At 69.9% G+C, this 15,421-nt stretch carries 16 protein-coding genes; 10 read left to right on the forward strand and 6 right to left on the reverse strand.

Translation table 11 applies throughout. From position 1 onward, the window contains the following. Window positions 1–47 precede the first annotated feature (47 nt). The gene (locus V1351_RS08120; RefSeq protein ID WP_338747655.1) at window positions 48–1,541 is read right to left on the reverse strand and encodes an aldehyde dehydrogenase family protein; all 1,494 of its coding nucleotides are present in this window, start codon (window positions 1,539–1,541) and stop codon (window positions 48–50) included. A gap of 89 nt (window positions 1,542–1,630) precedes the next feature. Between V1351_RS08120 and V1351_RS08125 the strand changes: the two genes are divergently transcribed. The 9 genes from V1351_RS08125 (at window position 1,631) to V1351_RS08165 (ending at window position 10,023) form a co-directional block, all read left to right on the forward strand. Then, complete coding sequence (locus V1351_RS08125) at window positions 1,631–2,245, forward strand: TetR/AcrR family transcriptional regulator (RefSeq protein ID WP_338747656.1); 615 nt, start codon at window positions 1,631–1,633, stop codon at window positions 2,243–2,245. 26 nt (window positions 2,246–2,271) lie between these two features. Next, a complete protein-coding gene (locus tag V1351_RS08130) occupies window positions 2,272–4,629 on the forward strand; it encodes an excinuclease ABC subunit UvrA (RefSeq protein ID WP_338747657.1) in 2,358 nt (785 codons plus the stop codon). Between the two features lie 40 nt (window positions 4,630–4,669). Next, window positions 4,670–5,044: a VOC family protein gene (locus tag V1351_RS08135; RefSeq protein WP_338747658.1), complete on the forward strand. Its 375-nt coding sequence runs from the start codon at window positions 4,670–4,672 to the stop codon at window positions 5,042–5,044. Window positions 5,045–5,071: 27 nt separating this feature from the next. Further along, window positions 5,072–5,308 (forward strand): FitA-like ribbon-helix-helix domain-containing protein, encoded by a 237-nt coding sequence (locus V1351_RS08140; protein WP_338747659.1) that lies wholly within the window; start codon window positions 5,072–5,074, stop codon window positions 5,306–5,308. A gap of 197 nt (window positions 5,309–5,505) precedes the next feature. Further along, window positions 5,506–6,420, forward strand: coding sequence for a ketopantoate reductase family protein (locus tag V1351_RS08145; protein WP_338747660.1), 915 nt, complete (start codon window positions 5,506–5,508; stop codon window positions 6,418–6,420). Between the two features lie 12 nt (window positions 6,421–6,432). Further along, a complete protein-coding gene (arfB, locus tag V1351_RS08150) occupies window positions 6,433–6,876 on the forward strand; it encodes an alternative ribosome rescue aminoacyl-tRNA hydrolase ArfB (RefSeq protein ID WP_338747661.1) in 444 nt (147 codons plus the stop codon). Window positions 6,877–6,972: 96 nt separating this feature from the next. Beyond that, window positions 6,973–7,728, forward strand: coding sequence for an SDR family oxidoreductase (locus tag V1351_RS08155; RefSeq protein ID WP_338747662.1), 756 nt, complete (start codon window positions 6,973–6,975; stop codon window positions 7,726–7,728). A 9-nt stretch (window positions 7,729–7,737) separates the two neighbouring features. Then, on the forward strand, window positions 7,738–8,607 hold the full coding sequence (locus tag V1351_RS08160; protein WP_338747663.1) for an NYN domain-containing protein: 870 nt from the start codon (window positions 7,738–7,740) through the stop codon (window positions 8,605–8,607). A 159-nt stretch (window positions 8,608–8,766) separates the two neighbouring features. Continuing rightward, window positions 8,767–10,023: a D-alanyl-D-alanine carboxypeptidase family protein gene (locus V1351_RS08165; RefSeq protein WP_338747664.1), complete on the forward strand. Its 1,257-nt coding sequence runs from the start codon at window positions 8,767–8,769 to the stop codon at window positions 10,021–10,023. A 62-nt stretch (window positions 10,024–10,085) separates the two neighbouring features. On the opposite strand, the gene V1351_RS08170 is transcribed toward V1351_RS08165, so the two are convergent. Further along, window positions 10,086–11,435 (reverse strand): MFS transporter, encoded by a 1,350-nt coding sequence (locus V1351_RS08170; protein WP_338747666.1) that lies wholly within the window; start codon window positions 11,433–11,435, stop codon window positions 10,086–10,088. Window positions 11,436–11,685: 250 nt separating this feature from the next. On the opposite strand from V1351_RS08170, the gene V1351_RS08175 reads away from it, so the two are divergent. Then, window positions 11,686–12,042: an RNA polymerase-binding protein RbpA gene (locus tag V1351_RS08175; protein WP_338747668.1), complete on the forward strand. Its 357-nt coding sequence runs from the start codon at window positions 11,686–11,688 to the stop codon at window positions 12,040–12,042. A 69-nt stretch (window positions 12,043–12,111) separates the two neighbouring features. Here the strand turns inward: V1351_RS08175 and V1351_RS08180 are convergent, their stop codons facing one another. Genes V1351_RS08180 through V1351_RS08195 form a run of 4 tightly spaced genes read right to left on the reverse strand, consistent with a single transcriptional unit; the run spans window position 12,112 to window position 15,386 of the window. After that, entirely contained in the window at window positions 12,112–12,603 is a 492-nt protein-coding gene (locus tag V1351_RS08180; RefSeq protein WP_338747669.1) for an FxsA family protein, read from the reverse strand. Continuing rightward, a complete protein-coding gene (locus tag V1351_RS08185; protein ID WP_422388959.1) occupies window positions 12,600–13,400 on the reverse strand; it encodes a polyprenol monophosphomannose synthase in 801 nt (266 codons plus the stop codon). Before V1351_RS08185 ends, V1351_RS08180 begins: the two co-directional genes overlap by 4 nt. Next, complete coding sequence (gene lnt, locus V1351_RS08190) at window positions 13,381–14,967, reverse strand: apolipoprotein N-acyltransferase (RefSeq protein ID WP_338747671.1); 1,587 nt, start codon at window positions 14,965–14,967, stop codon at window positions 13,381–13,383. Before lnt ends, V1351_RS08185 begins: the two co-directional genes overlap by 20 nt. Then, window positions 14,964–15,386, reverse strand: coding sequence for an Lrp/AsnC family transcriptional regulator (locus V1351_RS08195; protein ID WP_338747672.1), 423 nt, complete (start codon window positions 15,384–15,386; stop codon window positions 14,964–14,966). The genes lnt and V1351_RS08195 overlap by 4 nt, the downstream gene beginning before the upstream one ends. Window positions 15,387–15,421: the final 35 nt, after the last annotated feature.

Genomic DNA, 15,421 nt, shown 5'->3' on the forward strand with positions numbered 1-15,421 from the left:
GCGCCGTGGTGTGGTCGGTGCTGCGTGGTCGGTGCTGCGTGGTCCGGTCAGTCCTGGCCGGTGCCGAACCAGCCGGTGGTGGCCGGTCGGGTGTTGTGCCAGACGTGCTTGCTCTCCTGGTACTCGTGCAGCCCGGTCAGGCCGAGCTCGCGGCCGACACCGGACTGCTTCATCCCGCCCCACTCGGCGGCCGGGACGTAGGGGTGGAAGTCGTTGATCCAGATCGTCCCGTGGCGCAGCCGACGCGCGACCCGCTCGGCGCGGCCGGCGTTCTGCGTCCACACGGCGCCCGCGAGTCCGTAGATCGTGTCGTTGGCCAGCGACACGGCAGCCTCTTCGCGGGCCTCGGGGGAGTCGCCGGTGAAGGTCTCCACGGTGAGCACCGGGCCGAAGGACTCGTCCTGCACGCAGGACATGTCGGCGGTGCACCCGTCGAGGATCGTCGGGGGGTAGTAGCTGCCGACGGCCAGCTCACCACCGGGGCGCTCGCCCCCGCAGCGCAGCACGGCGCCCTCGGCCAGCGCGGCCTCGACGTAGGCCTCGACCTTCCGGCGGTGGCCGTCGCTGATGAGCGGGCCCGTCTCGGCGGACTCGTCGAAGGGCCCGCCCATCCGGATGGCCCGTGCCCGACGCACGAGCTCGTCGACCACCCGGTCGTGGACGGAGTCCTCGACGATCAGGCGGGAGCCCGCCGAGCAGACCTGCCCCGAGTCGAGGAAGATCGCCGTGAGTGCGTTGTCGATCGCGGCGTCCATGTCGGCGTCGGCGAAGATGATGTTCGGGTTCTTCCCGCCGAGCTCGAGCGCGACGTTCTTCACCGTGGCCGCGGCCGTCGCCATGATCGTGCGGCCGGTCTCGAGGCCGCCGGTGAAGGAGACGAGATCGACCTCCGGGGCGCTGGTCATGGTCGCACCGACGGTGGCGCCCGGCCCCAGCACGAGGTTGGCGACACCGTCGGGCAGGCCCACCTCGACGAGCGTGCGCACGAGCCAGATGGCGGTCTGCGGGGTGAGTTCGCTGGGCTTGAGGACGAAGGTGTTGCCTGCGGCCAGTGCCGGTGCGACCTTCCACGCCGTCTGCAGCAGCGGGAAGTTCCAGGGCGTGATCATCGAGCACACGCCGACGGGCTCGTGGACGATGCGCGAGGAGACGTCCGGGGTACCGGGGTCGACGACCCGGCCCGCCTCGGCCTGGGCCAGCGAGGCGAAGTGGCGGAAGACGGCGACGATGTCCTGCATGTCCATCCGGGACTCGACGAAGCGCTTGCCGGTGTCTTGGGACTCCATGCGGGCGACGTCGTCGAGCTCGTTCTCGAGACGGTCCGCGAGGCGGTGCAGGAGCGCCGCCCGCTCGGGGGCCGGAGTGCGCGGCCACGGACCGTTGTCGAAGGCGGCACGTGCGGCCTTCACGGCGTCCTGGGCGTCGGCCACGCCCCCTTCGTCCACGGTCACGACCACCGAACCGTCCGCGGGGCAGGTGATCTCTCGGGTCTCACCGGAGGCGGCGGCACGCCACTCGCCGGCAATGTGCAGCGTCGTCATGGGACTCCTTGGGTCGGCTCGGGGAACCCGTCGACAGTAACGCACGTTTCACTTCTGACCGAAACGTGCGTTGCGGTTAGGCTGACTCCATGACCAGTCACGTACGCAAGCGCCCGGCCCGGGAGCGCTTGCTCGCGGCGGCCGACGAGCTGATGTTCGTCGACGGTGTCGTACTCACCCCGGTCGATGTGGTGCTCAGGCGCGCGGGAGCCTCGGCGGCGACGCTCTACTCGAACTTCGGGAGCAAGGACGGCCTGATCGCTGCGGCTCTGGGACGCCGGCTGGAGGACTGGACGCAGGCCTGGGACGAGGCGATCGCCGCAGCCGACTCACCGACCGATCGTCTCTTCGCGATCTTCCCGGCCCTGCGCTCCTACCAGCGCGAGCGACTCAGGGAGCGTTGGTGCGCCTTCAGCGGGACCGCTGCAGCGATCTACCGCCCCTCGGAGGGGATCGTCGAGATGCTCGAGGCGGAGGACGAGCTCCTCCACGCCCGGCTGCTCGCGTTCGCCGGCGAGGTCGCCGGCGGGGAGCGCGCCCAGGACCTGGCGGACCAGGTCGCCGTCGCCTACCTCGGGACGATCACCGGCATGCTGCGCGGCGATCAGGAGACCGCCATCGCCCGCGGCGAGCTCGTCGCCCGGACCCTCGTCGCCTCGTTGGTGGGGGAGGGCAGCACAGATCTGCTTGGATCGCAGGAGTAGACCCGCCCCCTTCGCCTGGAGTGCCGATGAGCCACACCGCCGACCGTCATGACCTCATCCGAGTCCGTGGGGCACGGGAGAACAACCTCAAGGACATCAGTCTCGACCTACCCAAGCGGCGCCTGACGGTCTTCACCGGGGTCTCCGGGTCGGGCAAGAGCTCGCTGGTCTTCGGCACGATCGCGGCAGAGTCACGGCGCCTCATCGACGAGACGTACAGCGCCTTCCTGCAGGGCTTCATGCCCTCCCTCGCCCGACCGGAGGTCGACCACCTCGAGGGGCTGACGACCGCGATCATCGTCGACCAGGAGCGGATGGGCGCCAACCCCCGCTCGACCGTGGGCACGGCCACGGACGCCAACGCGATGCTGCGCATCCTCTACTCCCGCCTGGGCCGGCCCCACGTCGGGCCGCCGACCGCCTTCTCCTTCAACGTGCCCACCCGCAGGGCCAGCGGGATGATGTCGACCCAGAAGTCCGGTCGGACGGAGAAGAAGGCGGTCAAGGACGCGGTCTACCTCGGCGGCATGTGCCCCCGCTGCGAGGGCATGGGGCAGGTCAGCGACATCGACCTCACCGCCCTCTACGACGAGACCATGTCCCTGCGCGAGGGCGCGCTGACGGTGCCCGGGTACTCCATGGACGGCTGGTACGGGCGGCTGTTCGAGGGGATGGGCCTGCCGATGGACACGCCGATCGCGAAGTTCACGACACGCCAGCGGGAGACGATGCTGTGGTCGGAGCCGACGAAGATCAAGGTCGAGGGGGTCAACCTCACCTTCGAGGGCATCATCCCGAAGATCCAGAAGTCGATGCTGTCGAAGGACCCCGAGGCGATGCAACCGCACGTGCGGCGCTTCGTCGAGCGCGCGGTGACCTTCCAGACCTGCCCGGAGTGCGAGGGCACTCGGCTGACCCCCGAGGCGCGCGCGTCGATGATCAACGACAAGAGCATCGCCGACCTGTGCCGGATGCAGATCGACGACCTCGCCCAGTGGGTGCGTGACCTCGACGAGCCGGGCTTCGAGCCCCTGCTGAAGGGCCTGCGGGACCTGCTCGACTCCTTCACCGAGATCGGTCTGGGCTACCTCTCGCTCGACCGGCCGGCCGGGACACTGTCCGGGGGAGAGGCGCAGCGCGCCAAGATGATCCGCCACCTCGGCTCGTCCCTGACCGACGTCACCTACGTCTTCGACGAGCCGACGATCGGGCTGCACCCGCACGACATCGACCGGATGAACGACCTGCTCCTTCGCCTGCGGGACAAGGGCAACACCGTGCTGGTGGTCGAGCACAAGCCGGAGACGATCGCCATCGCCGACCACGCCGTCGACCTGGGTCCGTTGGCCGGGGCGAAGGGGGGAGAGGTGGTCTTCGAGGGGACGGTCGAGCAGCTGCGCTCCTGCGACACGCTCACCGGACGGCACCTCGACGACCGGGCCCGGCTGAAGGAGAGGGTGCGCTCGGCGACGGGTGCGCTGGAGATCCGCGGCGCCGACACCCACAACCTGCAGGACGTGGACGTCGACCTCCCACTGGGCGTCCTGGCCGTCGTCACCGGCGTCGCCGGATCGGGCAAGAGCTCGCTCGTCCACGGCGCGCTCGACCACCGCGACGACATCGTCATCGTCGACCAGGCCGCGATCAAGGCCTCACGACGCAGCAACCCCGCCACCTACACCGGTCTCCTCGAGCCGGTGCGCAAGGCCTTCGCCAAGGCCAACGACGTCAAGCCGGCGCTGTTCAGCTCCAATTCCGAGGGAGCCTGCCCGACGTGCAACGGCGCGGGCGTGATCCTCACCGAGCTCGGTGTCATGGCGACGGTCGAGTCGCCGTGCGAGGACTGCGAGGGGCGGCGCTTCCAGGACGCGGTCCTCGAGTTCGAGCTGGCTGGCAAGAACATCGCCGATGTGCTCGAGCTGTCGATGAGCGAGGCCGCGGCCTTCTTCGCCAAGGACGGTCCGGCGAGCGTTCCGGCCGCGCACACGGTCCTCACCCGTCTCGTCGACGTCGGGCTCGGGTACCTGACGCTCGGGCAACCACTCACCGCCCTGTCCGGCGGTGAGCGCCAGCGCCTCAAGCTCGCCGTGCAGATGGGGGAGAAGGGGCAGGTGTACGTCCTGGACGAGCCGACTGCCGGGCTGCACCTCGCTGACGTCGAGAACCTGCTGGGGCTGCTCGACCGCCTCGTCGACTCGGGCAGGTCCGTCATCGTCATCGAGCACCACCAGGCGGTGATGGCGCACGCCGACTGGATCGTCGACCTCGGCCCGGGCGCGGGTCACGATGGTGGGCGGGTCGTCTTCGAGGGCACACCTCGTCAGCTCGTGGAGGACCGTTCGACCGTCACGGGTGAGCACCTGGCCGACTACGTCGGCGGCTGAGGGCGTGGACGCAGGCGGGCTGCGGCAGTAGCGTCGGGTCATGCTTCGCATCGGCGCGATCGTCCTCAACGTGTCCGACACCGAGCGCGGCTCCGCGTTCTGGAGTGCGGCCCTGGGCTACGAACGCTCGACGAACCCGGACTTCCTGGAGCCCGGCGAGGGCACGGCGCCCAGCGTGCACCTGGACCAGAGCGACCGGACCCACCTCGACCTGTGGACCGACAGTGCCGAGGAGCAGCATGCGCAGGTGGAGCGCCTGGTCACGCTCGGCGCCGACCGCGTCGACTGGGACTACCCCGAGGACGCCGATTTCGTCGTCCTCACCGACCCGGACGGCACCCTGTTCTGCGTGGTCGACACGTCTGCGCACAGCGCGGGGGAGCAGACGGGAGACGCCACGGCGAGGACCGAGTAGTTTGGTGAGCGGAAGGGTGTGATCCAGATGACATTCGAGATCCATGACCTCGATCCCGGCGTCCGGAGTCGACTGTCGGAGCTCGCGCGCAAGCACGGCCGGACGATGGAGACCGAGGCTGCCGAGATCCTCACGGCAGCAACGCGCGGCGAGGTTCGCGACGGCTCGGCCGTGATCGACCTCTACTCGTCGGCACGGCGCGTCGTCTCCAAGGAGGCCCTGGCCCCGCCGACGCAGGTCGACTTCACGCCCGACGGCTTCTGAGCCCTGACCGGACGGCTGCATGGTCGACCGGCGCCATCCCGCCTGACCCGGCCATCTGATCCATTTCGCCGATAATCCACATTATGTCAATACTGACCCTCGGTCCACGCCCGGGACCTCCCCCCAGGGCCACCCCGTGGCCTCGATGAGCGGAACGGTCGACCGCTGAGCCCGGGAGGTGGCCTACCTTGTCGGGTGTGACCGAGACGCAGATCAGGGCCGTTGCCGTCGTGGGCGCCGGCGCCATGGGGGCGATGTACGCCGCGCACTTCGTCGAAGGGGGCATGGAGACCGCCCTCATCGCCTCCGGTGACCGAGCGGCCAGGTTGCGTCGCGACACGATCACGGTCAACGGCGAGCCGCTGCGGGCGCGAGTCGTCGAACCGGGTGTGGACGACTTCCACGCCGACCTCGTCCTCGTGGCAGTGAAGCACCACGACCTCGCTGAGGCGCTCGACGACGTCGCTCCCTTCGTCGGTCCGGACACGACCTTCGTCTCCGTGCTCAACGGCCTGGACAGCGAGGAGGTCATCGCCGATCGCTTCGGTTCCGGCACCGTCCTGCTGTGCATCGCCCTGGGCATGGCCGCCGGGCGGGACGGATCGGCGGTCACCCACCTCTCCCCCGGACACCTCGTCATCGGGACGACGCCCGACCTGGCGGACAGCCATCGCCTGCACGCCGTCGGTGCCGCCCTCGACGCAGCGTGCCTCGAGTGGCAGGCGCCGGAGGACATGCGCCACGAGATGTGGTGGAAATTCATGGTCAACACCGCCATCAACCAGTCGTCCGCGGTCCTGCGCAAGCCCTACGCGGCGTTCAGGACGGACGGCCCCGCGCGGTCCCTGATGCTCGCCCTGGCGCAGGAGGTCGTGGCCGTCTCCGGTCCCGAGGGCGTGCACCTCGGCGATGCCGATCTGGCCCGCTGGGACGCGGTCCTGCAGGCGCTCCCCGGAGACGGTCACACCTCGATGCTCCAGGACGTGATGGGCGGACGGACCACCGAGGTCGCCCTCTTCGGCGACCGCGTGGTGGCGTTCGGACAGCAGCACGGCGTGCCGACTCCGATCAACCAGACGATGTCCTGGATCCTGACCTCGGCCCGACAGTGACATCCTGACCGGATGAACGAGTTGCGCGTCCCTGCGGGCCCGGGGATCCCCGACGGCGTCGTGGTCCCCGGGCCGGATCTGTCCGAGCAGTTCAGCCGGGCCAGTGGCCCGGGCGGTCAGGGCGTCAACACGACCGACTCGCGGGTCCAGCTCTCCCTGGACCTGGGGGCCACGAGCGCCCTGACCGAGCGCCAGCGCCAACGGGTCCTGGCCCGCCTGTCGTCCCGACTCGTCGGAACGGTGCTGACCATCGATGCGGCAGAGCACCGTTCCCAGCGTCGCAACCGCGCCGCCGCCAGGGAGCGGATGGCCGACCTCCTGCGCGAGGCGCTGGCCCCTCCTCCCCCACCGCGACGCCCCACCAAGCGCACCCGGGGCTCCCAGCGTCGCCGGCTCGACGCCAAGCGGCGGCGCTCCCGGATCAAGGCCAGACGGGCGCGGCCCACGGACGAGTAGGTCGCAGCCGGCCCGGCGCCCGCGACGGCACAGTTCCTGACGACCCGAGAGACCACGGACAGTGACAACAGCCGATCGGCGCAGGAGGATGGGCCCATGAGGATCGTCGTCGCAGGAGGTACCGGCGTCATCGGATGCCACGTCGTCGCCGCGGCTCGCGACCGTGGTCACGAGACAGTCGTGCTGACCCGGTCCACCGGGACGGACCTGTATGCGGGCACCGGCCTCGACGAACGCCTGACGGGGGCGGAAGCCGTGATCGACGCCACCTCCGTGCAGACCGTCTCGGCCCGCACGTCCGTCGACTTCTTCCGCACGGTCACCCAGCACCTCGTGACCGCGGGTCGTCGCTGCGGCGTCCGCCACCATGTCGTGGTGTCGATCATCGGGGCGCAGGAGGCCCCCTTCTCCTACTACGCCGGCAAGCAGGCCCAGGAGCACCTCGTCCTCGACCAGCCGAGCGGCACCGTCGTGCGGGCGGGACAGTTCCACGAGTTCGTGCGTCAGACGATGGCCCGGACCAAGGCGGGACCGATCTACGCCATCCCCAGAATGCGCTCCCAACCGGTTGCGGCGAGCGAGGTCGCCGGCCTGCTCGTCGACGTGGCGGAGCAGGACCCCCAGGGCCTCGGTCCCGAGATCGCCGGCCCGCAGGAGCTGACGGTGGCGGACATGGCCCGCCGCGTGATCGAGCACGAAGGGGGGCACGCCCGAGTCATCGAGGTCCCCTTTCCCGGTGGCTTCGGCCGGGCGATGCGGGACGGCACGCTGGTGGCCCGCGCCGGGACCCGGCTGGGCCGACTGACCTTCGACGAGTGGTTGGCGGACCAACGCGGCTGGCGCGGGCGGTAGGTTGCGGCCATGACCGCCAACGCCAGCACGTCGACCCGCATCGCCGTGCTCATCGACGCCGACAACGTCTCCAGCAGGTACGCCTCCATGCTTCTGGAGGAGCTGGCCAACTTCGGTACGCCGACCGTCAAGCGGGCCTACGGGGACTGGACCACCACCCAGCTCGGCGGTTGGAAGGGCGAGCTGCAGCGCAACGCGATCCAACCGATCCAGCAGTTCGCCTACACCGTCGGCAAGAACTCCACCGACTCCACCCTGATCATCGACGCGATGGACCTGTTGTGGCAGGGCCATGTCGAGGCTTTCGCGCTCGTCTCCTCGGACTCGGACTTCACCCGCTTGGCCACCCGGTTGCGTGAGTCCGGCAAGACGGTCTACGGACTCGGCATGCGCAAGACACCGCTCTCGCTCCGCAGCGCCGTGGAGAGGTTCATCGAGCTGGAGAACCTCCAGGAGCCCGCCCGGGAGGAGACCACCCAGACACCGAGCACCGGCACCACCACGGGCTCCTCCGCCGACAAGGACGGGCCGGAGTACACCATCAACCTGCAGTCGGCATTGACCAAGGCCGTCAACGCCACCTCCGGGGACGACGGGTGGAGCACGCTGGGCACGCTGGGCCAGCACCTGTCACGGGCGCACGCCGACTTCGACCCGCGAGCCTTCGGTCACCAGAAGCTGTCCACCCTCGTCGAGGAGCAGCCCTACCTCGAGACGAGGAGCGAGTCGTCCATGATCCAGGTGCGGCTGCGGACCAAGCGGGCCGGAGCCAGCGCATCGACGAAGGCCACGGCACCGGCGAAGTCGACTCCCAAGCGATCCGGGACCAAGAAGAGCGCGGCGAAGACGTCTTCGGCAAAGGCCCCGGACAACCCCTGATCCGAGAGCGGGACCACTCCCCCGACGGACACCGCTTGCGCCTGCGGTCAGACCTCTTCCGCAGTACGGGGTGCGCCTCTAGACTACTCGCTGGTACCCACCCCCTCAGGAGATTCAATGCCCCAGCGTCGTCGACGTCCGAACGGCACCGTTCGGACAGTGGTTGCCCTGTGCCTGGCCTCGGGCATCGCCTTCGCACCACCCGCTGCGGCGACGGTTCCGGCGGACGACCCCTCCCCCAGCACCGCGTGGAGCGCCGACAGCGACGCCGGTGAGGGTGACCACGGCACGCCGTTGAGCGAGCAGAGCCTCGAGGAGCAGGTCGCCGAGGCCGAGCGCCTCTCGACGAGCCTGGCCGAGGACAACCAGGAGATCGCGGCCGCGGTCACGGGGCTGAAGGCATACTCCCAGCGCGTCAACACCCTGCTGCAGCGCCAGGCCGAGGCCCGCGAGAGGTACGAGCAGGCCAAGCGTGACGTCGACGAGGCACAGTCGCAGCTCGAGCACTTCCAGGAGCGGCTCGCCGAGGGCGAGGCGGATCTGCGGGACTGGGCCTTCGAGACCTATACGCGGTCCGGGGGGTACGACGACACGTTGGAGCTCGTCGGGACGCTGACCAGGGAGCGGGAGACCGGCGGCAACAGTGCCGGGGACCTGCGCTACCTCACCGACGAGCGGATCCGCTCCGTCGACGTGGTGCAGCAGAAGACCGACATCCAGGCGGCGCTGGCCAAGAAGAAGGAGACGGCCGTGCGCGCGGCCTCCCAGGCCAAGAACGAGGCCAATCAGGCCAAGGAGGACGCCGACGAGGCGTTGCAGGAGCGCAAGGCCTCCCTGGATGAGCTGCGCGAGAAGCACGCCGAGGACCTGCAGGAGGCCGGACCCGTCGTCACCGCCCTCATCGGCCAGCCGAACGACGCCGCACAGGGCGCGAGTGAGCAGCTGGCCGACACGCTCAAGGACCTCGGACAGGACGTCTCCGAGTTCGAGGGCGCCAAGCCCTGCTCCACCAACACCATGGCCTACCCCAACGGCCAGATCCCGCCGGCAGCCCTGTGCCCGCTCCTCGGTGCCCCGGGCGAGTCGCTGCGGCCGGAGGCAGCCGCGGCGTTCAACTCGATGAGCCAGGCCTACCAACGCGACACCGGACACCTGCTCTGCGTCACCGACAGCTACCGCTCGTACGCCAACCAGGTGGTCACCAAGGCCTCACGTGGGCGCTGGGCCGCCGCCCCCGGCACGAGCAACCACGGCGTCGGCATGGCCCTCGACCTGTGCGGCGGGGTCAACAGCTTCGGTCACCCGGCGCACCTGTGGATGCAGCAGAACGCCCCCCTCTACGGCTGGTTCCACCCGTCATGGGCCGCAGCGGGAGGGTCCCTGCCCGAGCCCTGGCACTGGGAGTTCTCCGGCTGACACCGAGGGTCGAGGGGTCGGGCCCGGCGCGTCCCCGGGTGTGACTGGCGGCGCGAGGGCGGTCAGTGCCCCGGGGTCCCCGAGGGTGCCTTCACGGGCAGCATCACGACGAGCCCGGCGACCAGCACCAGGGCTATCCCCAGGATGCCCCAGTACTGCGTGTTGTCCTCTCCGGTGACCAGTGCTCCCACCCAGATGAAGAGCGCGAACGCGGCCGGCGAGAGGAACGAGACGACCCGACCGGTCGTGGCGTACAGACCGAAGATCTCGCCGCTGTGCCCCTCGGGGATCACCCGAGCGAGGAAGCTGCGCGACGCGGCCTGGGCCGGACCCACGAAGGCCGTCATCGCCAGACCGAGTGTCCAGAAGACGATCGTGCCGCCGTCGTGGAGGAGGAACACCCCCATGCCGAGGACGACGAGGGCGCTCAGCGAGATGACGATGACCTGCTTCGGCCCCAGCCGGTCATCGAGCAGGCCGAAGGCCATGGTGCTCACTCCGGCCAGGATGTTGGCCGCGGCGCCGAAGATGATGACGTCACCGGCGGACATGCCGAACGTGCCGGCAGCCAGCACGGCACCGAAGGCGAAGACACCGGCGAGCCCGTCCCGGAAGAGTGCCGAGGCCCCGAGGAAGTAGACGGTGTGCCTGGACCTGACCCACAGCTGGCGCAGGGACGCCCACACGAGCGTGTAGGAGCTGATGATCCCCACTCGGGGTGCCCGCTCGCGCGGGGAGTCCTTGAGCACGAGGAAGGTCGGCCCGGTGAAGAGCAGGATCCACAGGCCGCACACGAGCATCGAGACCCGGATGTCCATCGCTCCGTCGTCCGTGACGCCGAAGAGCCCCACCTCGGGCTGGATGAAGACGAAGAACAGCAGGAGGAGGACGAGGATGCCGCCCAGGTAGCCCATCCCCCAGCCGAAACCGGAGACCCGCCCGACATTGCCCGGGGAGGCGACCTGCTCGATGGAGGCGTTGTAGTTCACCCCGGCGATCTCGGAGACGATCGATCCCGCTCCGAGCAGCAGCAGACCCAGGACGAGGAAGGACGGGTCGGGCTCGACGAGGAAGAGCGAGGCCGACAGTGCGGCCAGGATCCAGGTCTGGATGCGCAGGTTGCGCACGGTCCGGCCCGAGCGGTCGGAGTTCTGCCCCAGCACGGGCGCGAGCAGCGCCACGAGGAGTCCGGAGATCGCCGTGGCGACGGCCAGCGCCGTCGACGTCGTGTTGGTGCTGCCGAAGCTCTCGCTCGTCAGGTACACCGAGAAGACGAAGGTCGTGATCACCGTGTTGAACGGCTGCGCGCCCCAGTCCCACATCGCCCACGCGACGATGCGTCCACGACCGCCCTGGCCCTGTGCTCGAAGGGCACTCGTGGGCTCGGCTTCGGAGGATGTCGAGGCGGTCACGACCCGAGAGTAACCCGGGAGGGCCGCGCGATGTGCGTCATCGGGTGGTTCGCGCTAGCCTGTGGGGTCGCTCCATGGTCAACCACGTATTGACCGCAGTCCGGCCGAAACCGGGCCTGAAGGAGACGGACCTCACCACCGCAACGACGCGTCGGGTGGAACAACCGGTGCCCACCGGGCGTTGACATGGACGTGAAGGTCCGCGCTGCAGGGGCGTGAACATCGCGAGAGACATCAGGAGACTTGCAACATGGCAGAGCGCACGCTGCGCGGCACGCGCATGGTCAGCTTCAGCATGGAGACGACGGACAACGTCGTCCCGAGCGACCGTCAGATCACGGCCTACCTCTGTGAGGACGGCCACCGCACCGAGTTGCCCTTCTCCGTCGAGGCCGACATCCCGGGTACCTGGGAGTGCCGTTGCGGCAAGCTCGGCAAGTTGGTCGACGGCCCGGAGCCGGAGATGAAGCCGACCAAGCATGTGCGCACCCACTGGGACATGCTGCTCGAGCGTCGTTCCATCCCCGAGCTCGAGGAGCTCCTCGACGAGCGGTTGGCGCTGCTGCGCGCCAAGCGTGGCGAGAAGCCGCGCAAGCGCAGCGCCTGATCTCCCCGGTGCATGACGAAGGGGGTCGCCCGCCGATGGCGGACGGCCCCCTTCGTCATGTCCCGACGCTCACTCGTCGTCGATGATCTCGCCCTCGACGACGTCGTCCTCCCCCGCGGGACGCGTGCGGCGCACCCTCACTTCCCCCCCGACACCAGCGGCCAGCAGGCGCCGCGCGACGGCGACCTCCAGACCGATGCGGGCGATGGGCCGGGTGAAGGGCAGGGCGAAGAGCAACCCGACCACTCCCGTGACGAGGCCGGGCACGAAGAGCAACGCTCCCCCGGCCACGACGAGGATGGCATCGGCGATCTCGCGATTGGGCATCCTGCCCGAGCGCAGCGCCTGCTCCAGTGCCCGCCAGGTGCGTCGCCCCTCCCTGCGCACGAGGAAGGCCCCGAGCGTGGAGAGGGTCAGCACGGCGATCACGGTCGGGAGCACGCCGATCAGTCGGGCCACGCCGACGAAGGCCGCGATCTCGAGGATCACGACGAGGACGACGACGAGTGGGATCCAGCGGATCCTGCGTCGCCGCGGGCGGCTGCCGGGTGGAAGGGTCACAGTCGGTGCCACCTCGGCTCGCGGTCGAGGAGCCGGCGAGCCTGGGCCAGCCGGTGCTGCGCGCCCCACACAGTGATCCGCACGATCGACTCCCGCACGACGTCAGCGTCCATCTTCGAGTCGCCGATCTCCCGCTCGACGAAGGTGATCGGGACCTCGACGACGGTCAGCCCGGCACGAACGGTCCGCGCCGTCAGATCCGTCTGGAAGCAGTAGCCCGCGCTCTCCACGTCGTCGAGACCGATGGTGCGCAGGGTGTCGCACCGGTAGACCCGGTAGCCCGCCGTCGCGTCGTTGACGGGCATCCCGAGGAGGGCCCTGATGTAGACGTTGCCGGCCACGCTGATCGCCTTGCGCTCAGCCGGCCAGTTGACCACCCGTCCCCCGGGAACATAGCGCGACCCGATGACGAGGTCGGCCTGCACCGCGGCCTCGAGCATCACCGGCAGGTGCTCGGGACGGTGCGACCCGTCGGCGTCCATCTCGACGACCGCGTCGTAGTCGCGCTCCAGCGCCCAGCGGAACCCGGCGAGATAGGCCGCGCCGAGACCCTCCTTGACCTCACGGTGCAGGACGAGGACGCGCGAGTCCGCCGCGGCCAGCTCGTCGGCCACCCGGCCCGTGCCGTCGGGAGAGTTGTCGTCGAGGACGAGTACGTCGGCCTCCGGCACGGTGTCACGCACCCGCTCGACGATGCCGGGCAGGTTCTCGCGCTCGTTGTACGTGGGGATGAGGACGGCGATCCGCTCGATCGGCGGACGCGGCTCTCTGGGGCGGTCAGGCACCGGTGGTGACATCCTCGGTCTGCGGGGTGGAGGGACGACGACTCCCCAGCCTACCCGCGAGTCGTGTGCCCACACGACTCGCACCGGCACCGATGAGCAGGAATCCGCACACCCACTCGACCCACGGTCCCATGCGATCGGAGACGGTCAGACCGCTGCGCAGCACCACCTCGTCGACGGGCTGTGCCGCGGTGAACAGCTCGGTCGTGGGAGTCGAGGTCCCGTCGGGGTTGATGAAGCCGGAGACCCCGACCGTCGAGACGTGCGCGACGCTGCGTCCGTGCTCGATGGCCCGGATGCGGGAGATCGCGTACTGCTGCGTCGACTCGGCGGTGTAGCCGAAGGTCGCGTTGTTGGTCTGGACCACGAGCAGGCTGGGTCGGTCCTCGTCCTCGGCGTTGCGCACGGCCTCGCGCATCAACCCGTCGTAGGCGACCTCGAAACAGATCGTGGGGATGGCGGAGAAGGCTCCGTCGTCGCCCTCGATGCGAAAGGCCACCGGCTCGTCCCCCTTCGCGAAGCCGACCCGTACGAGGTCGACCTTGTCGCTGAAGAGGCGGTAGAAGTCACGATGCGGCACGTACTCGGCGAAGGGCACCGGGTGCTGCTTGACGTAGCGCTCCGGCTCGTCGCCACCGGGGCGGTAGAGCAGCGAGGCGTTCGAGACCGCCGGGGCCGGCTCGTCGAGGATCGCGCCGACGATCAGCGGCGCGTCCACGGCCTCGACCGCGCGAGCGACCTGCGCCGCGGCGTCGGGATTGCGAAGGGGGTCGATGTCCGAGGCGTTTTCCGGCCAGATCACCAGGTCGAGGTCGCGGTGCTTCGCCGCCAGCTCCGTGGTCCCGGTCACGTGGTTGTCCAGGACCGCGCGACGCTCGGCGTTGAAGTCCAGACCGGGACTGGGGACGTTGCCCTGCACGAGCCCCACCCGGGCGCTGCTGTCGCCGCTGGTGGGCACCGGCACCGCCCACGACCCGAGTCCGACGAGGACGGCGAGGGTCAGAGCCACCTTCGGCAGGCGACGCGTGACGATGAGCAGGACCACCGGCACGGCCACGAGGGCCACGCTGACGGTGATGAGCGGAGCCCCACCGATCGCGGCCCACCGCGACAGGGGGGAGTCCGCCTGGCTGAAGGCGATCCGCGCCCAGGGGAAGCCGCCGTAGGGGACGGTCCCGCGCACCAACTCCTGCAGCACCCAGAGCACGGGGACGAGCAGGGCCGCGGCGAGGGCATGTCCACGGCGGATCAACGGGCGCTGCGCCCACACCAGCACTGCTCCCATCAGGGCCACGTACAGCGACTCGAAGGTGGCCAGGGCGAACCACGGGACGGCGCCGACGTAGATCCCCGACCAGCTGAGGGTGGGCACGAAGCAGGCGAAACCGGCCAGGAGGCCCAGCAGCGCGCCGAGGCGGGGGCGCACGTCCCACATGGCCACACTGATGAGGACCACTCCCCCGATGGCCGCCACCGCGAGGTCGTGGTCGGGGAAGGACAGCCACAGCAGAAGTCCACCGGCGATGGCGAGCAGCAGGCGTACCGGCGTCAGGCGTGCGAGCAGGGGCAGAGCGCTCACTCCCACGGAGTCGTCAGCACGATCGTCGTCCGCGTGGACACGTGTCCGGCGGCCCGCACCGTGGCGAGCAGCTCCTCGAGGGCCTGCGGCGTGCCGACCCGAACCCGCAGCATGTAGTTGGAGTCCCCGGCCACCGAGTAGCAGGCGTCGATCTCCTCGATGCCACGCAGCCGGTCCGGGATGTCGTCTGGGTCGCGCGGGTCGAGTGGCGCGACGGCGACGAAGGCCGTCAGCGGCGTGCCGAGCGCAGCCGGGTCGACCACGGCCGCGTACCCGGAGATCACGCCGCGCTCCTCGAGGCGTCGCACCCGTTGGTGCGCTGCGGACGTGGACAGGCCGACGGCCTTGCCGAGATCGGTAAAACTCATCCGACCGTCCTGGAGCAGGAGGTCGATGATGCGTCGGTCGGCCGCTTCCATGACAGAACCATATGCGACGCACGTATCGTCGGGGC

The organism is Janibacter sp. A1S7, assembly GCF_037198315.1.
Taxonomy (GTDB): Bacteria; Actinomycetota; Actinomycetes; order Actinomycetales; family Dermatophilaceae; genus Janibacter; species Janibacter alittae.